The organism is Pseudomonas sp. GM102, assembly GCF_000282555.1.
Lineage (GTDB): Bacteria > Pseudomonadota > Gammaproteobacteria > Pseudomonadales > Pseudomonadaceae > Aquipseudomonas.
The window spans coordinates 69,874-91,098 of the sequence record NZ_AKJB01000062.1 but is presented as its reverse complement, the minus strand read 5'-3'; the positions used below and the strand labels follow the sequence as shown (position 1 = coordinate 91,098).

The following is a 21,225-nucleotide window of genomic DNA, read 5'->3' as shown; positions in this document are numbered from 1 at the left end:
CCAAATATTCACAACTTCAACCGCATGTAACTATCAGCCACTCGTTTTAAACAAACGACAAGTTCCCATCACACACATAAAACCGCCCAACTCAGCCCCACACCCCGAGCAACTTGGCCTTGGCCACTGCTTGCGTACGGCGTTCAACACCTAACTTCCCGTGTATTCTTCGGGCATGCGTTTTAACAGTATGCAATGAAATGAACAATGTATCGGCGATCTGTTGATTGGAATTGCCGAGGGCAATCAACTTTAGTACCTGCAGTTCACGGTGGCTGAGCGGATTCGTCTCGCAAGCGGTGGCAAAAAGTCCATCGCCTGGCAACTGCGAAGTCAACGCTTCGAACAATGGCGCCTGACGCAAACGCAATTCGCACTCCGCTTGTTGCCCCTGATAGCGTGCAACCATGTGTAATCCTTTCTGCAACACGTCAATCGCTTCCGTTGTATTGCCGCCAAGCCATAGTACTTCGGCCATGGTCAGTTGCAGTTCGGTTTGCAGCGCGTACATCCCGTTCTGCTGCGCCAGTTCCAGCAATTGCTGAAGTTGCACCGGGGCATTGGCCTTTCCCCGCCCCAGACGGGCTTCGGCGAGTATCAGCAAGTACTCGATCCGTGGAATCAGTTCCAGGGTCGCCGGCGGTGCCTGCCGGGCATTCGGTCCGCGATAGTGGCGCAACACCCGGGTCAGTGCTTCGTGTGCCAGTTCCGGGCGACCTTGTTGCAACCAGAGCTGGCTGCTGACTTGCAGCAGAACGCCGCGATAGACGGTGTCTGGAATATGCCGTTGTTGCATCAGCCGCTCGGCGTCGCGCAACCGGACGAACGCCTGGGCGTAATCGCCCGTGTTCGCTGCCAGTTGGGCCTGCCCCAGAAATCCATACAACACGCGCTTGTCGTGGTTGCGCAAGCAATCGTCCAGACCTGCTTGAAAGAATTCGGCAGCGCGCTCATCTGCCCCCAGGCACAAGGCCAACCGCCCGCGACGCAATGCAATTCGTCCCAACAAGGGTGCAGGTCGATCCGAACGCTGGCGGAGCAGTTCATCGATGTCGCACAGCAGACTTTCGGCCCGCACCGCCGCGCCTCGTTGCTCCAGCAATTGCGCATGATCGAGCTCCATCAGGCCCTCGAACACCAGCGAACCTTGCGCCCGCGCCAGGCACAGCGCCTCGCGGTTATGGGCTTGCGCCACGTCGAGTTCGCCCCTTAGCAAGGCCTGTTGCGTCAGACCGGACAAACACATCAGGCGCGCCGTCCAGCATTCGGGATCGAGCGCGCTCAACGCATCAAGGAAATGCGCGCGTGAAGTCTCCATTCGTCCCTGCAAATGCAGTAGCCAACCCTGCAGGGCCTGCCAGCGTGCAATCAGTTGACGCTGAAGCACCGCCGAGGGTTGAGGCGTGAAATGCGCCAAATGAGCAATGCAGGCAGTTGCCTGTTCGAAACGCCCGGCGAACAACAGCGCAGCGGTAATCAATCCGACCAATTGCGGGCTGCCCAGCGTCAGTTCCTCGCCTTGCTGCTCATGCAAACGCAACAACAGCACCACCGTTTGCTCCTCGAACAAATGCTCGAAACTGAAGTGCTGCAATAGGCTGACCGCCACTTCGTATTCCTCGGCGAGCAAAGCCTGTTCGAAGGCCGACTTCCAGTCCTGTTCGGTACAGAACCATTGGCAGGCACGCCGATGCCAGGAGCGTCCCGCCGGCCATTGCTCATCGCGCAACAACTGGGTGAACGGGGTGAATATCTGCAGCCAATCGGTGGAATCCCCCCAAGGTTCGATAAAACAGCCCAGCGCTTGTAAGGTCCGCAAGTACTGCGCGCCCTCCCCAGCTCCGAACAGGTGATCGCACAGCCGGGCATTGAAGCGGGGTAAGTGGGCCAGCACCCTCCAGGCCTCGCTCAACTCAGGTGTCAGCGAGCTGAACAACTCATGCTCCAGGTAATCGAGCAAGGTATCCGCCCGTCCCAAGGGTTTGTCCTGACGCGACCAGTCGCACTTCTGCAGCAATGTAATCCGTACCCCGGCACACCAGCCGCCGGTGCGCTGGATGATCCGACTCGCCACCTTGCCGGCTTGCTCGGGTACCCAGGGCTGCAATATCTGCTCGACTTCACCCTGGGTGAACGCCAGCGAAGTGCTCTCGCACTCGTACAACTCAGCGTCGAGCAGCAACCGTGGCCAGTTGCATTGCGGCCGGCGGCGGGCACCCAGCCACCAAGTCAGCATCGGACTGCTGATCGCCAGCATGCGATCCAGTAGCGAATCCAGCTCCGGGTTCGGCAGACGGCAATAGTCATCGAGAAACAACCAAGTCGGCGTCTGCAATCGCGCCAGACAGCCCAGCAACCCGGCTTCATCCGATGAGGCCAACCCCAGAGTCTCTGCCAGACGATGACGAAAATCCGCCGCGCTCCACGCCACGCCAGACAATGGCAACCAATGCACCCGGCACTGGCTTGGTGCCTGCAACAGGCATTCGGCAAGCAGCGCACTCTTGCCGCTGCCGGCGGGTGCGCAGAGCAATTTCACCCGTGCTGTTGAGGCCAGTAACGGCTCATTCAGGCGAGACCGCGACAGGTGATGAGAGGACAGGCGGGGCAGGAATCCAGAACGGTCCAGACACGGAGTCATGGCGGTCATTGCGGTGTGCCTTTTTATAATTGTCCGGCCACCCTAGCCCTCTCCAACCCACTTGTTGAGAAGTATTCAGGACGCTGATTGGCGCCCATAAAAGAGGCGACCCGCAGGTCGCCTCTGGTGATGCCAATGTATCAAAACCCTTACCGAACGCCCTCGGCGCGCAGGGCCGATGGGGTGTAGTCGGCAGATTTGGCGTTGAAGCCGAATTCGAAGCTGTGCTTCTCTTCGTTCTTCATGCCCAGGGCAATGTATCGGCCGGCGATGATGTCGTAGAGCGCCTCCAGGGTGTAGGCCGGCGTCTGGTGATCGTAGTAATACTGAGCGTGACCTTCGGCCACCCGCCACAGTTGACCGCGACCGTCGTAATGATCTACCAGCGCCACTTGCCAGCTGTCTTCGTCGAGGTACATATGGCGTTTGGCATAGATATGCCGCTCGCTCGACTTGACCGTGCCGACCACTTCCCAGACCCGGTGCAACTCGTAACGGGTCAGGTCCTGATTGATGTGCCCGGCCTTCACCACGTCATCGTACTTAAGGCTCGGCGAGTCGAGTTTGTAGCTGTTGTAGGGAATGTACATTTCCTTTTTGCCGATCAGTTTCCAGTCGTAGCGATCCGGCGCACCAGAAAACATGTCGAAGTTATCCGACGTGCGCAGGCCGTCAGCGGCGGTGCCCGGCCCGTCGTAGGCCACTTGCGGCGCGCGCCGTACCCGACGCTGACCGGCGTTGTAGATCCACGCCAGACGCGGCTCTTTCACTTGGTCGAGGGTTTCATGCACCAGCAGCACGTTACCCGCCAAGCGTGCCGGCGCGGTCACCGACTGCTTGAAGAAAGTCAGCACGTTGGCGCCTTTTTCCGGGTCCAGATCCTTCATCAATTGCGGTACGGCGATCTCTTCCTCGAAGCGGATCGGCGTGTAGCTGCCGTTGGTCTGTGGGGTCACCTGGGTAATGATGCGGCGCAGGTTGCCGCCGTGATAACGGGTGATGTGGTTCCACAGCACCTCGACGCCGTTCTTCGGAATCGGGAACGCGTAATAGCGGTTGCCAGTGAAATTGGCCAGGCCGTTACCGTCGTTGATGCTGTTCACATTCAGCGCACTACGCTTGGCCGACTCGTAGATCTCCGCCGGCAAGCCGACGGTGCGATGGGTCGGGTAGACCGGAATTTTGTAGGTTTCCGGGTAGCGTTTGAACATCGCCACCTGACCATCCGAAAGCTTGTCCTTGTACTTATCAACGGTTGCAGCAGTGATGGTGAACAACGGTTTTTCGCTGGCGAACGGGTCAGCCAGGAAGCCTTTGCTGTCGACAGCGCCAGCGTTTTTCGGGATGCCACCGGTCCAGGCCGGGATCGAGCCGTCGGCGTTGCCGGCCTTCTCGGCGCCCAGTGGCGTGAGTGTGGTGCCGAGCTTGTTGGCTTCTTCCGGCGAGACCGCCGCCATCACGTTGGCGGCCAACAGGCTCAGTGCCAGGGCGCCGCATTGCAGAATCATCTTGCGCATTAACATCATCCTTCTCAGCCAGATCAGAAGTTCACACCGAAGCTCAGCGCCAGGAAGTCACGGTCTTCCAGGACGTTGTAGTCACCGCCGAAGAAGTCGGTGTAACTGAGGCTCGCGGTATAGGTGTTGCGGTAATCGGCATCGACACCGACGCTGACCGCTTTGGCGCCTTCGTTGAACAGCCCGTTGGGACCGTAGCCGGCGACGTCATGGGACCAGGACAGGTTGGGTTTGAGGTTGATCCCGCCAATCACGTTGGCGTAATCGAGGATCGCCCGAGCGCGGTAGCCCCAGGAAGTTGAGGTGACGAAGCCGTCGGTATCGCCACCGAAACCGTACTGGCCGTAGACCGAATCACGGCCGTAACGCAGCTTGCTCCGCGACTCCAGACCTCCGACTCGTACCACCGCTGCTTCACCGACCAGGGTTAGCCGTTGGGCGCCCAATACCTGGTCGAAAAAGTGCGTCAGGGTGCTTTGGACCTGGGTCACTTCCTTGCGGCGATAACCCGTGTTGTCGGCACCTGGCCGGGTCGCGACAGGCGATGCGGCGCCGCCGGCGATCGGGTTAAGCAACGCCAGGGTCAAGTCGTTGGTGTTGACCTGCACAGGAGCGTTGGGCCGGTAGCTGATTTCGCCGGTCCAGGCAGTGCCGGTGGGCAAAGTGGTGGAGAAGCTTGCACCGTACAGACGAATGTCTTCCGGGTATTCGAGGTAATACTGGCCGCGCCCGAGCATCACGCTTTGCGCCAGGCCCGAGCCGCTGCCCGGGGCCAGACGGTTGGCGGCGCTGATCATGCCCGGCAGCCTGGCCAGTGTCGACAGCCCGGCGGTGGAGGTGCCGACGGTGGGTGTGCGACTGTGGTAATTCATGAAGTAGAGGCCGTATTCGGTGTCGTCACCGAGCCAGCGCAAGGCTGTGCCCCACTGCCCGGAATCCCGGGCATCGCGGTCACCGCCACGGGGCACGATCACACCTTCACGGCTGACTTGGATAGGTTGACCAAAGGCTGCCGCGAGCGGCGCCAACGGGGCAATCGCCGGGTTGCCGACGGTGTAACCGGTGTTGCAACCGTCCGCCGCCACGTCGACACCGAAGAAGGTGCCGCAGTTGTCGAGGACAGTCTGATCCCACTCCAGTTGGTAGAAGCCTTCCACGGTGAGCTGATCGGTCAGGCCCTGAGAGGCGAACAGCATGTTCACCGGAATCAGGCCTTCCTTGATCTCCGCGCCAGGACGACGGAATGCGGAAACGTCGACCGGGTTGATGCTGTTGATCGAGTTGCCGATGAAGGTACTTTCCCCCCAACTAACCACCTGTTTGCCGGCGCGCACTGTGCCTGGCAGATCGGCAATGGAATAGTTGTGATAGACGAACGCATCGAGGATCTGCGCGCCCGAAGACTTGGCGCCCTCTTTGCGACCGTTGTCACTGATCTGCTTGAACTCGCGATCTTCATCCTTCAGCTCGAAGTCGTACCAGTACTTGCCACGGACGAACACACCTGTGTCGCCGTACTTCAATTCGAGGTCGTGGATACCTTTGAAGATCTTGGAGAAGGTCTCGCCTTTCTTGAAGTTCAGGCGTCCGTCATCACCGGTCGAAGACTGGCCGGTACCGCCGTTGACGGTGCCCACCAGTGACTTGTCGGCATCGCGCATGCCCCAGCTCGCGCCGACCGACAACGAGGAATCGAACTGCCCCTCGATTTCGCCGATGTTGAATGAAACAGCCTGCGCCTGGGCACAGCAGCCCAAGGCCACCGCAGCGGCCAGCGCTTGCGGTTTGAAGATGGCGCGCATTGTTGTTTTTGTCATGCGTCTTCCCCGGTGAGTGACAGAAGGCCCCACCCTACTGCCGCACGCCGGGAGCGATAAGCGCACCAAGGAGGTATTCGCGTTGTCCCTCCAAAGGATGAATGCCCGCATGGGACGGGGTTTTGCGCGGGGTATGGATGGGCTGGATGGAGGGTTATCAGCGCAGCGCATGGGACATGGGCGTAGCAGCTGCCGAAGGCTGCGTTCGCTTGTAGCAGCTGCCGAGCTCGCGAGGCTGCGTTCGGCAGCTGTTACAGGGGGCAGCCAAAGACTGTTGCTCAGACTGCAACAGTGCATGTCTGGAATCGCTATTTTTCCTTTGCGCTCAAGCCCTTATTCTTGCCGGGCTTTCACGGCAAACGGCCTGAAAGCACGAAGCGACGGGGATGATAGACCCACCCCGTTGGCGACAGATTCCAGATGATTTGAAGCGTATTTTTTCGACTCATCGCCCCCTGTTCACTGACGTTGATTTGTTGCTCCTTGATCCAACGTCTTACTTTGGCCGCTGCGTTTGCAGCGGCCTTTTTTATGAGCGAAAGCTTTTCAGGCAGGGAATCATCGAGGGGTGACGGCAGTACTCAGGGCAAGCCCCAAGGCCAGTCAGTTAAAGTTTTAAGAGAGGAACATCGTACCTGTGGCGAGGGAGCTTGCCCCCATTCGGTTGCGCAGCAGCCATCGCTTTTAGGACGGCTTCGCCGTCCAACGGGAGCAAGCTCCCTCGCCACAATGGTTCTTCAACTTCCGGATCGCTGTTAACTGACTGGCATCAAGGCAAGTCCGGCAGATGTCGCGCAATCAGATGGAATACTTCTGCAAGTTCTCCATCATTTCCTTCAGCGCCTCAATATTGTCCTTCGGATGCGCTGCCCCCTCAAAATCACAAATCTGCTGCCAATGCGCCGCCACATCTTCCGGCGAAAACCCCACCCGCGGATCAAACCCGGCCCCAAGGCTGCGCTCCCAGCGCACCTTGCCCATCCAGCCGCCACCCACTTCGAACAACCCCGAAGTTTCCTGGCAATGTTCGCTGCCCAGGTACACCACCAGCGGGCTGACCAGTTCCGGTTTGAGTTGTTCGAACACGTGTGGCGGGATCAGGCCTTCGGTCATGCGGGTGCCGCCGGTCGGGGCGATGGCGTTGACCAGAATGTTGTTCTTGCGGCCTTCGATGGCGAGGGTGCGGGTCAGGCCATAGAGGCCGAGTTTGGCCATGCCGTAGTTGGACTGACCGAAGTTGCCGTAGATGCCCGAAGTCGAGGCGGTGAAGATGACGCGGCCATAGTTTTGCTCGCGCATGTGTGGCCAGGCGGCGCGGGTGACCTTGTAGGCGCCTTCGACGTGGACGCGGTAAACCAGGTCCCAGTCGCTGTCGTCCATTTTGTGAAAGGTCTTGTCCCGCAGGATGCCGGCGTTGTTCACCACGACATCGACACGGCCAAAAGTGTCGAGTGCATGCTGAACGATTTTGTCACCGTCGGTGACGGAGTCGTGGTTGGCCTCGGCGGTGCCGCCCGCTTCGCGAATCTCCATCACCACACGATCGGCCGCCGACGCATTGGCGCCTTCGCCTTGAGCCGAACCGCCGAGATCATTGACCAGCACTTTGGCGCCCTGCTTTGCGAACAACAGCGCGTGCGCCCGCCCCAAGCCACCGCCCGCACCGGTGACGATCACCACTTTATCTTCGAAGCGCACAGACTCATTCATGGGGAACTCCAGCAGGCCAAGGGACAATGAGTGCGAGTGTCAGCCACAGCGCTGCCGGTCACAATGAACACGGGGGCAGCTGAATGGTGCGCAATAAGGCAGCGGGATAGTCAGGAACAGGCCGCTTTGCGCGGCGGTGAAACCAGCCGATCGCGAAATTCCAGGTAGTGCTTGAGTACCTGCGCCGGCGCTTCGATCTGTGGGTAATGGCCAATCTCAGGCAGCAGGACCGTATCCGGGGCGGGAATCAGTTGCCGATAGCGCGCCACCATGTGCCCGCCAGAAACCGGATCGACCTCGCCATCGATGACCCGCAACGGCACCTCGCCACGTTGCATGGCGCTGACCCAACGTTCACGCTGGACACGGCGCTGCGGGATATAACTGATCAATTTGTGCATGATCCGTTGCCCGTGATTGCTGTCGACCAGGCTCCAGAAATCATCCAGTTCGCTTTCGGTGGGCCGGGTCTGTGGGCCGAAGATCTGCTGGAAACTCTTCACCAACGCGTCACGGCTAAAGGCTCGCCCGATCATCCAGCCGAAGGGGCTGAGCAGGAGTTTTTGCATCAACACTGGACGATGGGTTTCGGGAAACAGACCGCCATTGAGGAAGACGCAACTGGCGATATCAGCGCGCGTTTCATAGTGCCGGGCCAGCAGTTCCTGGGCCACGCTGTCGCCATAATCGTGTGCCAACAGGTGAACGGGTTGCTCAGCGTTCAGATGCGCCAGTAAGGCCTGTTGCAGATCGGCCTGTTCCAGCAGGCTGTAGTCGTGACTCACCGGTTTGGCCGAATCACCGAAGCCGAGCATGTCGCAGGCAATTACCCGATAGCGCTGCGCCAGCGGTTGCCACAGGTAATGCCAGTCCCAACTGGCGGTCGGGAAGCCATGGATCAGCAACAGCGGCTCGCCCTGCCCAGCGGTCCAATAGCGGATGGTCTGACCGTGAAATACGAACGTCTGGCCGCGCTTGCGCCAGACACACAGGGGAATCTCGGCGAGGGCCATTTAGAGTTTATAACCCGGGTCTTGTTTATCGAGTTTGCGCAGCAGCGCCGGCCAGGCCAGCGCACCGCCCATCCCTTGAGTACTTTTGGTGACACCGGCGATCATCGCCTTGGCGCCCGCCAGAATCTGCGGTTCGATGGCGATCAACTCCGCGCCACCGTTCTGCGCCAGCACCTGAATTTCGCAGGCGCGCTGGAAGGTAAACATCATCAGGAACGTGTCGGCGATGGTGCCGCCACAGGTCAACAGACCGTGGTTGTGCAGCATCAGGAAATTGTTTTCTCCGAGGTCGGCTTGCAGTCGCGCCTTTTCTTCATGGTTCAGCGCAACGCCTTCGTAGGCGTGATAAGCCAGGCTGGAAAGGACGAACAAGGACTGCTGACTGATCGGCAAGATGCCCTGCTTCTGCGCCGATACCGCCACCCCCGCCGCTGTGTGGGTGTGCAGTACGCACACGACATCATGACGGACTTCATGCACGGCGCTGTGGATGGTGTAACCCGCCGGGTTGATCTCGTAAGGGCTGTCCATCAACTTGTTGCCAGCCTGATCGACCTTGACCAGGCTCGACGCAGTCATTTCATGGAACATCAGCCCGAAGGGGTTGATCAGGAAGTCTTCAGTGCCCGGCACCTTGGCGGAAATGTGCGTGAAGATCAGATCGTCCCAGCCATGCAGGGCGACCAGACGATAACAGGCAGCCAAGTCGACTCGGGCCTGCCATTCGGCGGCACTGACTTTGTCTTTGATGCTGTGTGGCGATTGGACGGGGGCTACGCTCACGGCAAGGATTCTCTTTTTTATTTTTCTGGGTTTTTATTGTTTTTTGCTGCGTTACAGCAGTCTAGTCAGCCCCCGGACTTCGTATAGTTGCATTGGCAGCCAGCTTGATGGCCGAGCGAGTCAGTGCGCGGGTGAGTCTGGATCCATTCAGAGCACCCGCACACGTCAGCCTCGCAGTGCGCTGGCCAGTTCCGCCAGCCATGGCTCGGCGTCGGTTTCCGGCGTTACGGTTTCGCTGGCGTCCAGGCGCAGCATTGGCAGCACTTCACGCACGCCCAGTTCGCCGAACAATTCACGCATTTGTTCGCCGCCGCCGCAGAACGTGTCGCCATAACTGGAATCGCCCAAACCGATCACCGCGCCCGGCAAACCACGCCAGGCCGCCGGCAACTGATCGCGTATGGCGAAATACAACGGCTGCAGATTGTCCGGCAACTCGCCCATGCCGGTGGTCGAGGTCACGGCCAGAAACGCTTCGGGGCCAAACGCCTGAACATCGGCGAGTGTCGCGCGCGGGTTGTGCCAGGTTTCAAAACCGGCGGCGTTCAAAATGCTTGCAGCATGGCGGGCGACTTCTTCAGCCGTGCCGTACACCGAGCCGGAAAGGATGGCGACTTTCATCAATTCTGATCCTGAATCTAAATATAAGTACGAGATATTAACAGCACCGACCTCATTGATCTTTTAGAATGCAGCGTATCAATCAAGACGCAAAGGACCCTGCGATGATCAATGCCTCACTGCTGCAAATGGTGATTGACGCCTCCAATGACGGCATCGTGATTGCCGAAAAGGAAGGCGAACAGGACAACATCCTGATTTACGTAAACCCGGCATTCGAGCGCCTGACGGGTTATACCAGCGAAGAAATCCTTTATCAGGATTGCCGCTTCTTGCAGGCAGGAGACCGGGATCAGGCTGCCCTCGCCTTGATTCGGCAGGCGTTGGGCAGTGGTGGCTCCTGCCGGGAAATCCTCAGGAATTACCGCAAGGACGGCACGCCGTTCTGGAACGAACTGTCGCTTTCCACGGTAAAAAACCCGCACGACGGACAAACCTATTTCGTCGGGGTGCAGAAAGACGTCACGGTTCAGGTCAAGGCGCAGCAGCGAGTCGCGCAGCTGGAGGCGCAGTTGGCTGAGGTACAGGCGGAACTTGTCGCACTAAAAACGACGAACGGCTCAAACCAATCTGCGAATTAGTGGTCATTTACTACAATCACCGATGACTTTGTAATTATTACTTTCGAGCAAAATCATGCAGCGCGACGCACTCCTGACGCAGGATGAGCTGGATTTTATCCAGAACATGCAACACAACCCGCAGCTCAATGTGCGAGATGCGACGTCGAGCCTACTCGTCAACGGTGGTTCGCAGATTCGTGACTTGCTCACACGCCTGGCCGCTCATGAACAAGTCACCATCCAGGCCAACTTCGAAAATCAGCAAATGACCTTCCCGCTGCACTTGGTGGAAGATGAATTTCACGCCATGCATCTACGCCTCGGCGTCCCCAGCATCTATGAAGACGGACCGATGATTCGGCCATGGCGCCTGGTGCTCGAAGAGCCCGTGGCACTGGAAAATGCCAAGGGCCAACCCGGCACGATGTGGGTGCATGAAATATCGTTCAAAGGGGTTTTGCTGGAGGTTCGCAACAAGACCAAGGCGCCAAAGCACTTCGCGCTGTGGTTCAGCCCGTCAGGTTATGAGCGGATTGCGTTACGCGGCACCTTCGAGCGTGAAACCGAGCAGGGTTTCTACGCCTACGAATTGAGCCAGAGTGACAAGGACGAAACCGAACGTCTGCGTCAGTACATTCTTCAGCAACATCGCCTGACCCATCCTGCCCTGCATATCTGATCTTTCAGTCTATCTACGCTCAGGTATCCAGGTTTCCCGCCAGGAACTGCTTCAGACGCTGGCGCATTAACACTCCCTCGTTTCCCAGACAACCGACCGATGATCCAGCCAGGCTCTCCTGTGCCAGGTCCGATGCCTCTCCGGCCAGCAACACCTGACAATCCAGGCTCATGGCCAAGCGTTTCAAACGTCTAGGCAGTTCGGCAGCCGGCGCGTGATTGGAAACCAGCACCAGTGCCTTGGACTTGATCTTCTCACAGACCAAAATCAACTCGTCGAAAGGCTGACCGATCGCCAGCAACTGAATAGCCGAATCGACGCTGCTCAGATACAGCGCCGTGACCAGCACATCGAGCTCGCGACATTGATCGGCCAGTGCGCAGACAATTACTCGTCGCGGTTGCATGACACGTACCAGCAGCAGGCGTTGCAACACTCGAGAACGCAGAAAACCATCGAGGAAAAGCCACTCGCTGGTCTGACCGAACGTTTCATGGCGTTGTAGCAATCGCTTCCAGACCGGAATCAGAATGTCCTGAAACACCACCGTCAGCGGGTAACTGGAAAAAATCTGACCGTAGACATGCTCCAGTTGAACTTCGTCAAAAGCATCCACCGCCGCCTTGACCCGCTGCTGCCATTGGTCGTAGTCGGCTTGAACGAGTTCGTTGGGAATGACCTGCGCCAGCACCTTGAGCGGCTCGGTCTTGGCCAGTATTTTGCCGACCTTGCTGACCGAGACGCCGCGTTCTATCCAGCCGAGGATGCTGCGAACACGCTCGATATCGGTCATCGAATACAAACGGTGTCCGCTTTCGGTGCGCGTAGGTTGTATCAAACCGTACCGCCGCTCCCATGCGCGTAGCGTGACCGGGTTGACCCCTGTCAGGCGCGCGACCTCACGAATCGGAAACAGCTCTTCTCGCATCAGCGAGGTACTGGGAGGCAAGCCAGGTGCAACGTCGGTCAGCACAGGCATTTTGAAATCTACGTCCATGTATAAAATTGGATCCGATTCTAACTCCACTGCCCCATTAGTGCTCAACAGGTTGTTGAACTAATTGGCACAGACGTCCATGGCATAATCAGGAATAATCCTTGCTTGTCTTGAGATGCAGCCCACCACCCCGGCGCTGTGTCTGGCGAAGCTCTTATCCGGAGCGACGTGTTAGTAATATGGAGATACACAATGTCTACTTCACCCGTCACCCTGATGGTTGCGCGCCGCGTCGCCGATGGGCGTTATCAGGACCTGATGGCCTGGTTGCGCGAAGGCGAACAACTGGCCACCGACTTCCCCGGTTACCTCGGCTCTGGTGTGCTCGCGCCACCGCCCGATGATGACGAATTCCAGATTATCTTTCGCTTCGCCGACGAGCAGACCATGCACGCCTGGGAGCATTCCGCATCGCGCACTGCCTGGCTGGGACGCGGCAGTGATCTGTTTGCCCACCCTTCGGAACATCGGGTCCGTGGCATCGATGGCTGGTTCGGTGCGGTCGGTCAACGTCCGCCACGCTGGAAACAAGCCGTGGCCATCTGGCTGGCGTTCTTTCCGGTGTCCCTGTTGTTCAACTTTGTATTGGGGCCGCTGCTGGCTGAAACGGGTTTGCTGACCCGTGTGTTTGTCAGCACCCTGTGCCTGACGCCGTTGATGGTTTACTTCTTCATTCCGTTGTCGACTCGTCTGCTGGCCGGGTGGCTGCAAACCCCATCGGCACGTCCGTTGCCCGCCGAACCCTCCCCCCAAAATCAATAACCCCTTTTGTAGGAGCGAGGCTTGCCCGCGAAGAAGACAATCCGGTCTATCTCTCAAACCGCGTCATCGTTCTTCGCGGGCAAGCCTCGCTCCTACAAAGGCGACGATCGCAGGACGTAGGTGAACAACTCCCGTCGCTGGTATAGTTTTGCTCTTACCGCGACGCGAGCCGTTCATGACCTCTACCGCAGCCCCAATCCTCATCACCGGTGCCGGCCAGCGTGTCGGCCTGCACTGTGCGCAGCGTTTGCTCGAAGACGGCTATCCGGTCATTTTCAGCTATCGCAGCGAACGCCCTGGTGTGCAAACCCTGCGTGATCTGGGGGCGACCGCGGTGTTTGCGGACTTTTCCAGCGAGGCCGGCATCCTTGCGTTCATCGGCGAACTGAAAAACCACACCGACAGTTTGCGGGCGATTGTCCATAACGCTTCCGAATGGCAGGCAGAAACCCCGGGCTCCGAAGCCGCGGCCTTCACCCGCATGTTCAGCGTGCACATGCTGGCGCCTTACCTGATCAACCTGCACTGTGCCGATTCGCTACGGCGCTCAAATCCCGCCGATATCGTGCATATCAGTGATGACGTGACCCGCAGGGGCAGCAGCAAGCACATCGGCTACTGCGCCAGCAAAGCCGGGCTCGACAGCCTGACCCTGTCTTTTGCCGCGAAGTACGCGCCGGGAATCAAGGTCAACGGTATCGCGCCAGCCCTGCTACTGTTCAATCCCGACGACGACGCGGCGTACCGCGCCAGGGTTCTGGCCAAATCGGCACTGGGCATCGAGCCCGGCAGCGAAGTGATCTACCAGAGCCTGCGCTATTTGCTCGACAACCCTTATGTCACCGGCACGACCCTGACCGTCAACGGCGGACGGCACGTCAAATAAGCCGCTCCCGCGAGGATGTCCCATGACGTTATTCCCGCCACACAACTCCTTGTCCCAGAGCTATCGCGAGATTCTGATCGGCCTCGGTGAAAACCCCGACCGCGAAGGACTGCAAGACACCCCGGTGCGCGCCGCCAAGGCGATGCAATACCTGTGTCATGGTTACGAGCAAAGTGTCGACGAGATCGTCAACGGCGCGCTGTTTGCCTCAGATAACGATGAAATGGTGATCGTCGACAACATAGAGCTGTACTCGCTCTGTGAACATCACATGCTGCCCTTCATCGGCAAGGCTCATGTGGCTTATATTCCAACGGGCAAGGTGCTGGGCCTGTCGAAGATTGCGCGGCTTGTGGATATGTTCGCCCGCCGACTGCAAATCCAGGAAAATCTCACCCGGCAAATCGCCGACGCCGTGCAGCAAGTGACCGACGCCGCCGGTGTCGCGGTGGTTATCGAAGCCCAGCACATGTGCATGATGATGCGCGGCGTCGAAAAACAGAATTCGACCATGAACACCTCGGTGATGCTCGGCGCCTTCCGCGAGTCGAGCAATACCCGCCAGGAGTTCCTGCAATTGATTGGACGGAGCAAGTAGCAATGCCACAACTTCAACCAGGAATGGCACGCATCCGGGTCAAGGACCTGTGTTTGCGAACTTTCATCGGGATCAACGAGGACGAAATCCTCAACAAGCAGGATGTGCTGATCAACCTGACCATCCTGTACGCCGCCCAGGACGCAGTGCGTGACAACGATATCGATCACGCATTGAATTACCGCACCATCACCAAGGCGATCATCGCCCACGTGGAGGGCAATCGCTTTGCCCTGCTCGAACGCCTGACCCAGGAGTTGCTGGACCTGATCATGGTCAACGAGTCGGTGCTGTACGCCGAAGTCGAAGTCGACAAGCCCCATGCCTTGCGCTTCGCCGAGTCGGTATCGATAACGCTCGCGGCAAGCCGCTAAGCTTCAAGCCTTAAGCTTCAAGCTGTAAGCTACAAGCCACCGCAAACCACATCTTGCAGCTTGCAGCTGTCTCAAAGAGCCCCTTATGACCGAGCAACAACGCCTGGAACTTGAAGCCGCCGCCTTTCGCCGGCTGGTTGCCCACCTGGACAGCCGCAAGGACGTGCAGAACATCGACCTGATGAACCTCTCGGGTTTCTGCCGCAACTGCCTGTCCAAGTGGTACAAGGCCGCCGCCGACGAACGCCAGATCGACGTCAGCCTCGACGAAGCCCGCGAAGTGGTTTACGGCATGCCGTACGCCGAGTGGAAAGCCCAATACCAGAACGAAGCCAGCGCCGACCAGCAAGCGGCGTTCGCCAAAGGAAAACCCAATGAGTGATTTGAACACCCTGCACGCCAGCCTCAAGAGCGGTGAACACGCTTTCGCCGATACCTTGGCATTCATCGCAGCCGGTTACGACTATCAGCCCCAGTCGTTCAGTAACGGTGGTGTGGAAAACGCCGCCGGGCAGAACGAAGGTTCGTGCAAAACCCTGGGTCTGGCATTGCTGGAAGGTCTGAACGATGAGGAAGCGCTGTTGGCATTTGGCGAGCATTACCGCTCGGTAGTGGCCACGCCTGAAGGCAGCGACCATGGCAATATCCGCGCGTTGATCGCCCATGGGTTGGCCGGTGTGAAGTTCTCGCAGCAGCCGCTGACTCGCCGCTGAACGCTTTTTGTAGGAGCGAGGCTTGCCCGCGAAGGCGATCCCAAGAACGCCATCGCCGGCAAGCCGTGCTCCTACAGGTATTAGCGGCACATCCCGACTTTTAATATTGACCCGGCGACTTTATTTCGTTTGCCGGGCACCGCTGCTCGCGGCTTAGATAAAAAGAAGCATCCCTTCTTCTGAGTCCGGTATCCATGAGCAGCGAAAACATCAGTCAGTCAATCAACATCGTTCATCCCGTCACGCTCAGCCACGGCAAAAACGCCGAGGTCTGGGACACCGATGGCAAACGCTACATCGATTTCGTCGGTGGTATCGGCGTGCTGAACCTCGGCCATTGCCATCCACGCATCGTCGAGACCATTTGCGAACAAGCCACCCGGCTGACCCATTACGCGTTCAACGCCGCCCCGCATGCGCCTTACCTCGAACTGATGGATCGCCTGACGGCGTTTATCCCGGTGGATTACCCGGTCAGCGGCATGCTCACCAACAGCGGTGCAGAAGCGGCGGAAAACGCTCTGAAGATCGTCCGTGGCGCCACCGGTCGCACGGCAGTCATCGCCTTCGACGGCGCCTTCCACGGTCGCACACTCGCCACCCTCAACCTCAACGGCAAAGTCGCGCCGTACAAGCAGAAAGTCGGTGTGCTACCGGGGCCCGTGTTCCACCTGCCCTTCCCCAGCAAAGACAATGACGTGACCTGTGCCGAGGCCCTGAAGGCGATGGAGCGGCTGTTCAGCGTCGAGATCGACGTTGATGACGTGGCCTGTTTTATTGTCGAACCGGTACAGGGCGAAGCGGGTTTCCTGGCGATGGATGTGGAATTTGCCCAAGCGCTGCGACGTTTCTGTGACGAGAAAGGCATCCTGCTGATCGCCGATGAAATCCAGTCCGGCTTCGGCCGTACCGGCCAGCGGTTTGCGTTCTCGCGATTGGGTATTGAACCGGACCTGATCCTGCTGGGCAAAAGCATTGCCGGCGGCGTGCCGCTGGGGGCGGTTGTCGGGCGCAAGTCGCTACTCGATAACTTGCCCAAGGGCGGATTAGGCGGCACCTACTCGGGCAACCCCATCGCCTGTGCGGCCGCGTTGGCGACCCTGGACGAAATGACTGACGCACATCTGCACGCCTGGGGTGCGCAACAGGAAGAAGCGATTGTCAGCCGCTACACATCCTGGCGAGCCTGCGAACTGTCACCGTATCTGGGCCGCTTGACCGGCGTCGGGGCAATGCGCGGCATCGAACTGATCAATGCCGATGGCACACCGGCTTCGGCGCAGTTGACGCAGCTTCTGGCCCTCGCGCGCGACTCGGGCTTGTTGCTGATGCCCAGCGGCAAATCGCGGCACATTATTCGGCTGCTCGCGCCTTTAACTACAGAGGCGGCAGTGCTGGAGGAAGGGCTGGATATTCTTGAGGCGTGCCTCGCGAAATTGTCCTGATCCCAAAGTCCATACAGTCCATGTGGGAGCGAGCCTGCTCGCGATAGCGATTTACCATTCAATCTTGATGTCGACTGATACACCGCTATCGCGAGCAGGCTTGCTCCCACAGGTACTTTGATCGGCAACAAATCGCACGCACAAAAAAACCGGCCGAAGCCGGTTTTTTGCTTTCTACAGAATCAGAATCAAGCGTTCTGCAGATCGTCGAGGTAACGCTCGGCATCCAGTGCCGCCATGCAACCGGCGCCGGCCGAGGTGATGGCCTGGCGGTAAACGTGGTCAGCCACGTCACCGGCGGCGAAGATGCCTTCGAGGTTGGTTGCAGTGGCGTTGCCGTCACGGCCGCCCTGCACAACCAGATAGCCGTCTTTCAACGTCAGCTGACCTTCGAACAACGAAGTGTTCGGGGTGTGGCCGATGGCGATGAATACGCCGTCGACTTTCAGCTCGTCGAAGCTGCCGTCGTTGTTCTTCAGGCGAGCACCGGTCACGCCCATGTTGTCGCCCAGCACTTCGTCCAGGGTCGAGTTCAGCTTGAGGATGATCTTGCCTTCGGCAACCCGGGCATTGAGCTTGTCGATCAGGATCTTCTCGGCGCGGAACGTTTCGCGACGGTGGATCAAGGTGACGGTGCTGGCGATGTTGGCCAGGTACAGGGCTTCTTCCACAGCCGTATTACCACCACCCACTACAGCCACGGGCTTGTTGCGATAGAAGAAACCGTCACACGTCGCACAGGCCGAAACGCCTTTGCCCATGAACGTTTCTTCCGACGGCAGGCCGAGGTAGCGGGCGCTGGCGCCGGTAGCAATGATCAGTGCGTCGCAGGTGTAAGTCGCGCTGTCGCCAATCAGGGTGTAGGGCTTGGCGGCGAAGTCCACGGCATTGATGTGATCGAACACGATCTCGGTTTCAAAGCGCTCGGCGTGCTCTTTCATCCGCTCCATCAGCGCCGGGCCGGTCAGGCCGTGGACGTCGCCCGGCCAGTTGTCGACTTCGGTGGTGGTGGTCAGTTGACCGCCGGCCTGCATGCCGGTGATCAACAGTGGCTTGAGGTTGGCACGGGCGGCATAGACCGCGGCGCTGTAACCGGCAGGGCCGGAACCGAGAATAATCACTCGCGAATGACGAACTTCAGACATGACCTGCTCCTGTTGACCGAGCCCGAAACACTGGGCGCGGAACGCCGGATTGCCGGCGGGAATAAAAAAGGACCGTTGAAAGCACTTGGGGAAGGCTTGGGCTCGACAGTCCTGTAAAAAGAATGGGTGCAGCGTATCGAGGGGGCGAAGATTAAGGAAATACGGTTTAACAATCCAGCTCATAGGCGGTCTCTATCCCATCGAGGTGAATATATAGACGCCTTTGTTACAGTTAATGTCGATGCCGCTACCGCGCTTTCGCCTGTCAGGCAAAGCCGGTAAGGTCGGCGCGTTTCCCCTTTGCTCGGAGCACGTTATGCCCGCCCCCGTTCTGTCTGGCCCGCAATACCTGCGCGAGGGCCTCAAGCTGGTCCTGAGCCCAAGCCTGCGCTTGTTCGTGTTGTTGCCGTTGGCGATCAACCTGGTGCTGTTCGTCGGATTGATCTATCTGGCTGGCCATCAGTTCAGTATGTGGGTCGATACGCTGATGCCGTCCCTGCCTGATTGGCTGAGCTTTCTGAGCTACATCCTCTGGCCGATTTTCGTCGTGTTGGTCGTGTTGATGGTGTTTTTCACCTTCACCATGCTCGCCAACATCATCGCCGCGCCGTTCAATGGCTTCCTCGCGGAGAAAGTCGAAGTGGTGGTGCGCGGCACCGACGACTTCCCGGCCTTCAGCTGGGGCGAACTGATCGCCATGATCCCGCGCACCCTGTCCCGGGAAATGCGCAAACTCGGCTACTTCCTGCCCAGGGCCATCGGTCTGTTCATCCTGTCGTTCATCCCGGTGGTCAACATCATCGCCGCGCCACTGTGGCTGTTGTTCGGGGTGTGGATGATGGCGATCCAGTACATCGACTACCCGGCAGACAACCACAAACTCGGCTGGAACGAGATGCTCGCCTGGCTGCGGCAGAAGCGCTGGCAGAGCCTCGGCTTCGGCGGGAGCGTGTATCTGGTGTTGCTGATTCCGGTGGTCAACATTCTGATGATGCCGGCGGCCGTGGCCGGGGCAACGTTATTCTGGGTGCGTGAGCGTGGCGCGGAAAATCTGGTGACACGATCTGCTGATTAGAGCTCGGCTTTAAGCACAGGGGTGCTACCTCGTGAGAGTCTCATCCCTGTTTCCCGGGCCTTCTATCCAACAGGATCGTTGCTCTGTTTTAGCTACCGCCCTTTTCTTACCTGTTACTTCTGACAGTAGCCAGCCGCCAGCGCCAGGTATTCAATAAGTCTTCGGGCTCAGTCATGTCAAAAACCTTCAAGTAGTCAGGGTTTAGTGACGCCCTCGACTTTTGGAGATCAGACCGATGACAACAGCTGCAGAAAGCCACAATACCCACTGTGAAAATGAGCGCTTCCCATGGCTCAGCATGAGTCCATCCGTACTCCACGCCGAGTCTCATGCAGGATTTGCTGAGCCTCATACAGGATTTGTAGTCAGTGCGAGCACGCGAATACTTATTGACGATGAGCGTCTTCGCCCTTTGGCAACACGCTTGGCATTCGGCTTCACGAGTGCAGCCGAACTCACACGGCCACCAGCAATCGTACTGAGATCGGAAGGTATCCCTCCGGCGGGTGATGGCGATGTAGTGTTGACACTGTCCACTCCGGATACCGCAGATACACCTATCCCTGCCAATGGTGAAGGTGAGGTCTACCGGATCGATATCACTCGCTCCATTCGCGTCACCGCGCAAAATCCGGGAGCCATGGCCCGTGCGCTGACGACCCTGCATAAAGCGGTTCGGGTATCTACGGTGCTTGACCCAGGCGTAGTGATCGACGCCCCCGTCTATGCCGAACGCTCGGTGATGATTGATATGGGGCGTCGGCAGTTCAGTCCTGAGTGGGTGATCTGTCTGATACAGGAAATGGCCTGGAACCAGCTCAACACACTGCATCTACACCTCACCGACAATGAGGGGGTAAGGGTAATGTTCCCTTCCTTCCCGGATATTTCCAGCGATGATGCCTGGAGTGCAGCAGATCTGAAACGCGTGCTCGACACTGCCGCCGCTTATCATGTCCAGGTTATTCCAGAGCTGGATATGCCTGGGCATATGGGCTGGATATTGCGCGACAGACCAGAGTTTCAACTCAAGCTCAGTAACGGTATCGTTGTCTCGAAAGCCCTCGACTTCAGCATCCCCGCCGCCCGGGACTTTCTGAAAACACTGTTCTGCGACCTATTGGATATGTTTCCAGACAGTCGATATGTCCATTTGGGGGCAGACGAATTCTTTCTAAGTCCGATCACCCCGAACAACACGCCAAAATTGGCTCAATACGCACGTGATGCTTCAGATAATCCAGAGGCTAATTCCGAGGATGCCGTCAGGTACTTCGTTAATGAACTGGCGGATTTTGTAAGGGTGAAAGGCAAAATCGCCCGGGTCTGGAACGATGGAGCCGTGCAAAAAAATCAAATCATCGCCTTGGACAAACATGTGCAAATCGAATGCTGGAGCATCTGGGGCAGCGTGAAAAACCTTATGAACGTGCAGGAGTTGGTGGATGCCGGCTATACCGTGATCAACGCCCACGGTGACTTCTACTTTGTTATCAACAAAACCTGGGACAACCTCTTCCACGCCAAACATTCGCCTCATGGCATTTATGATGTCTGGCGAGCCAACCGCTTCATGGACAAGGCAGGAGGTGCTTTCACCGAAATTCCTGCGCAAAGTCCGGCGATGGCGGGGGCAGGCATCCAATTGTGGATCGAGAAGCCGGAGTTCAGTTCGCCCGAGGAAATGTGGACTCAGCTGAAATCGTGGTTACTGCCATTGGGGCAGCGCACCTGGGACTCGCCGAACGCCCCGATCGACCATAAGTCACGGTCGTGTATCGCCCGCGCCGTAGCCCATCCCCCGCCAGTGCCGTGGTGATAGCGGAGCCCTTGAGTCCAAGGGTTACTGAGCGATGTCCGATGAACACAAATCGTCACCGCCAAGT

At 58.4% G+C, this 21,225-nt stretch carries 20 protein-coding genes; 11 read left to right on the top strand and 9 right to left on the bottom strand.

Annotated features, from left to right (window positions below):
- Positions 1-91: 91 nt before the first annotated feature.
- From PMI18_RS13305 to PMI18_RS13335, 7 genes are all read right to left on the bottom strand, one after another.
- Positions 92-2,650: a LuxR C-terminal-related transcriptional regulator gene (locus PMI18_RS13305; RefSeq protein ID WP_007901666.1), complete on the bottom strand. Its 2,559-nt coding sequence runs from the start codon at positions 2,648-2,650 to the stop codon at positions 92-94.
- 140 nt (positions 2,651-2,790) lie between these two features.
- Complete coding sequence (locus PMI18_RS13310) at positions 2,791-4,158, bottom strand: DUF1329 domain-containing protein (protein WP_007901665.1); 1,368 nt, start codon at positions 4,156-4,158, stop codon at positions 2,791-2,793.
- Positions 4,159-4,181: 23 nt separating this feature from the next.
- Complete coding sequence (locus PMI18_RS13315) at positions 4,182-5,975, bottom strand: DUF1302 domain-containing protein (protein WP_007901664.1); 1,794 nt, start codon at positions 5,973-5,975, stop codon at positions 4,182-4,184.
- A 798-nt stretch (positions 5,976-6,773) separates the two neighbouring features.
- Positions 6,774-7,685, bottom strand: a complete 912-nt coding sequence (locus PMI18_RS13320) for an SDR family oxidoreductase (RefSeq protein WP_007901663.1) — start codon at positions 7,683-7,685, stop codon at positions 6,774-6,776.
- A 110-nt stretch (positions 7,686-7,795) separates the two neighbouring features.
- Positions 7,796-8,698 (bottom strand): alpha/beta fold hydrolase, encoded by a 903-nt coding sequence (locus PMI18_RS13325; RefSeq protein ID WP_007901659.1) that lies wholly within the window; start codon positions 8,696-8,698, stop codon positions 7,796-7,798.
- Positions 8,699-9,481 carry a class II aldolase/adducin family protein gene (locus tag PMI18_RS13330; RefSeq protein WP_007901657.1) on the bottom strand — a complete coding sequence of 261 codons (783 nt, stop codon included), beginning with the start codon at positions 9,479-9,481 and terminating at the stop codon, positions 8,699-8,701.
- 165 nt (positions 9,482-9,646) lie between these two features.
- Positions 9,647-10,102: a flavodoxin gene (locus tag PMI18_RS13335; protein ID WP_007901655.1), complete on the bottom strand. Its 456-nt coding sequence runs from the start codon at positions 10,100-10,102 to the stop codon at positions 9,647-9,649.
- A gap of 104 nt (positions 10,103-10,206) precedes the next feature.
- Between PMI18_RS13335 and PMI18_RS13340 the strand changes: the two genes are divergently transcribed.
- Both PMI18_RS13340 and PMI18_RS13345 read left to right on the top strand, forming a co-directional pair.
- Positions 10,207-10,683, top strand: a complete 477-nt coding sequence (locus tag PMI18_RS13340; RefSeq protein WP_007901653.1) for a PAS domain-containing protein — start codon at positions 10,207-10,209, stop codon at positions 10,681-10,683.
- Between the two features lie 55 nt (positions 10,684-10,738).
- On the top strand, positions 10,739-11,344 hold the full coding sequence (locus tag PMI18_RS13345; protein WP_007901651.1) for a hypothetical protein: 606 nt from the start codon (positions 10,739-10,741) through the stop codon (positions 11,342-11,344).
- Positions 11,345-11,363: 19 nt separating this feature from the next.
- Here the strand turns inward: PMI18_RS13345 and PMI18_RS13350 are convergent, their stop codons facing one another.
- Positions 11,364-12,323 (bottom strand): MerR family transcriptional regulator, encoded by a 960-nt coding sequence (locus PMI18_RS13350; protein WP_238542613.1) that lies wholly within the window; start codon positions 12,321-12,323, stop codon positions 11,364-11,366.
- 210 nt (positions 12,324-12,533) lie between these two features.
- Here PMI18_RS13350 and PMI18_RS13355 point away from each other — a divergent pair, with 210 nt between their 5' ends.
- The 7 genes from PMI18_RS13355 to PMI18_RS13385 all read left to right on the top strand — a co-directional run bounded on the left by PMI18_RS13355 (position 12,534) and on the right by PMI18_RS13385 (position 17,119).
- A complete protein-coding gene (locus tag PMI18_RS13355; RefSeq protein WP_007901648.1) occupies positions 12,534-13,103 on the top strand; it encodes an antibiotic biosynthesis monooxygenase in 570 nt (189 codons plus the stop codon).
- A gap of 175 nt (positions 13,104-13,278) precedes the next feature.
- A complete protein-coding gene (folM, locus tag PMI18_RS13360) occupies positions 13,279-13,989 on the top strand; it encodes a dihydromonapterin reductase (protein ID WP_007901647.1) in 711 nt (236 codons plus the stop codon).
- Between the two features lie 22 nt (positions 13,990-14,011).
- Positions 14,012-14,587: a GTP cyclohydrolase I FolE gene (gene folE / locus PMI18_RS13365; RefSeq protein WP_007901646.1), complete on the top strand. Its 576-nt coding sequence runs from the start codon at positions 14,012-14,014 to the stop codon at positions 14,585-14,587.
- 2 nt (positions 14,588-14,589) lie between these two features.
- On the top strand, positions 14,590-14,961 hold the full coding sequence (gene folX / locus PMI18_RS13370; RefSeq protein ID WP_007901645.1) for a dihydroneopterin triphosphate 2'-epimerase: 372 nt from the start codon (positions 14,590-14,592) through the stop codon (positions 14,959-14,961).
- An 85-nt stretch (positions 14,962-15,046) separates the two neighbouring features.
- Entirely contained in the window at positions 15,047-15,343 is a 297-nt protein-coding gene (locus PMI18_RS13375) for a DUF1244 domain-containing protein (RefSeq protein WP_007901640.1), read from the top strand.
- Positions 15,336-15,674 (top strand): HopJ type III effector protein, encoded by a 339-nt coding sequence (locus PMI18_RS13380; protein WP_007901631.1) that lies wholly within the window; start codon positions 15,336-15,338, stop codon positions 15,672-15,674. The genes PMI18_RS13375 and PMI18_RS13380 overlap by 8 nt, the downstream gene beginning before the upstream one ends.
- A 194-nt stretch (positions 15,675-15,868) precedes the next feature.
- Positions 15,869-17,119 carry a 2-aminoadipate transaminase gene (locus PMI18_RS13385; RefSeq protein WP_007901617.1) on the top strand — a complete coding sequence of 417 codons (1,251 nt, stop codon included), beginning with the start codon at positions 15,869-15,871 and terminating at the stop codon, positions 17,117-17,119.
- 188 nt (positions 17,120-17,307) lie between these two features.
- Here PMI18_RS13385 and trxB read toward each other — a convergent pair whose 3' ends face one another.
- Positions 17,308-18,264, bottom strand: coding sequence for a thioredoxin-disulfide reductase (gene trxB, locus PMI18_RS13390; protein WP_008008648.1), 957 nt, complete (start codon positions 18,262-18,264; stop codon positions 17,308-17,310).
- A 316-nt stretch (positions 18,265-18,580) separates the two neighbouring features.
- Here trxB and cysZ point away from each other — a divergent pair, with 316 nt between their 5' ends.
- On the top strand, positions 18,581-19,339 hold the full coding sequence (cysZ, locus tag PMI18_RS13395; protein ID WP_007901612.1) for a sulfate transporter CysZ: 759 nt from the start codon (positions 18,581-18,583) through the stop codon (positions 19,337-19,339).
- A gap of 235 nt (positions 19,340-19,574) precedes the next feature.
- Complete coding sequence (locus PMI18_RS13400; RefSeq protein WP_007901610.1) at positions 19,575-21,158, top strand: family 20 glycosylhydrolase; 1,584 nt, start codon at positions 19,575-19,577, stop codon at positions 21,156-21,158.
- Positions 21,159-21,225 lie beyond the last annotated feature (67 nt).

Coding starts and splice junctions, on each gene's coding strand:
- folE (WP_007901646.1), top strand. CDS start 14,012: ATGACGTTATTCCCGCCACACAACTCCTTGTCCCAGAGCTATCGCGAG.
- PMI18_RS13305 (WP_007901666.1), bottom strand. CDS start 2,650: ATGACCGCCATGACTCCGTGTCTGGACCGTTCTGGATTCCTGCCCCGC.
- trxB (WP_008008648.1), bottom strand. CDS start 18,264: ATGTCTGAAGTTCGTCATTCGCGAGTGATTATTCTCGGTTCCGGCCCT.
- folM (WP_007901647.1), top strand. CDS start 13,279: ATGACCTCTACCGCAGCCCCAATCCTCATCACCGGTGCCGGCCAGCGT.
- cysZ (WP_007901612.1), top strand. CDS start 18,581: ATGCCCGCCCCCGTTCTGTCTGGCCCGCAATACCTGCGCGAGGGCCTC.
- PMI18_RS13315 (WP_007901664.1), bottom strand. CDS start 5,975: ATGACAAAAACAACAATGCGCGCCATCTTCAAACCGCAAGCGCTGGCC.
- PMI18_RS13345 (WP_007901651.1), top strand. CDS start 10,739: ATGCAGCGCGACGCACTCCTGACGCAGGATGAGCTGGATTTTATCCAG.
- PMI18_RS13355 (WP_007901648.1), top strand. CDS start 12,534: ATGTCTACTTCACCCGTCACCCTGATGGTTGCGCGCCGCGTCGCCGAT.
- PMI18_RS13335 (WP_007901655.1), bottom strand. CDS start 10,102: ATGAAAGTCGCCATCCTTTCCGGCTCGGTGTACGGCACGGCTGAAGAA.
- PMI18_RS13340 (WP_007901653.1), top strand. CDS start 10,207: ATGATCAATGCCTCACTGCTGCAAATGGTGATTGACGCCTCCAATGAC.
- PMI18_RS13375 (WP_007901640.1), top strand. CDS start 15,047: ATGACCGAGCAACAACGCCTGGAACTTGAAGCCGCCGCCTTTCGCCGG.
- PMI18_RS13310 (WP_007901665.1), bottom strand. CDS start 4,158: ATGCGCAAGATGATTCTGCAATGCGGCGCCCTGGCACTGAGCCTGTTG.
- PMI18_RS13320 (WP_007901663.1), bottom strand. CDS start 7,685: ATGAATGAGTCTGTGCGCTTCGAAGATAAAGTGGTGATCGTCACCGGT.
- PMI18_RS13400 (WP_007901610.1), top strand. CDS start 19,575: ATGACAACAGCTGCAGAAAGCCACAATACCCACTGTGAAAATGAGCGC.
- PMI18_RS13350 (WP_238542613.1), bottom strand. CDS start 12,323: ATGCCTGTGCTGACCGACGTTGCACCTGGCTTGCCTCCCAGTACCTCG.
- PMI18_RS13385 (WP_007901617.1), top strand. CDS start 15,869: ATGAGCAGCGAAAACATCAGTCAGTCAATCAACATCGTTCATCCCGTC.
- PMI18_RS13325 (WP_007901659.1), bottom strand. CDS start 8,698: ATGGCCCTCGCCGAGATTCCCCTGTGTGTCTGGCGCAAGCGCGGCCAG.
- PMI18_RS13380 (WP_007901631.1), top strand. CDS start 15,336: ATGAGTGATTTGAACACCCTGCACGCCAGCCTCAAGAGCGGTGAACAC.
- folX (WP_007901645.1), top strand. CDS start 14,590: ATGCCACAACTTCAACCAGGAATGGCACGCATCCGGGTCAAGGACCTG.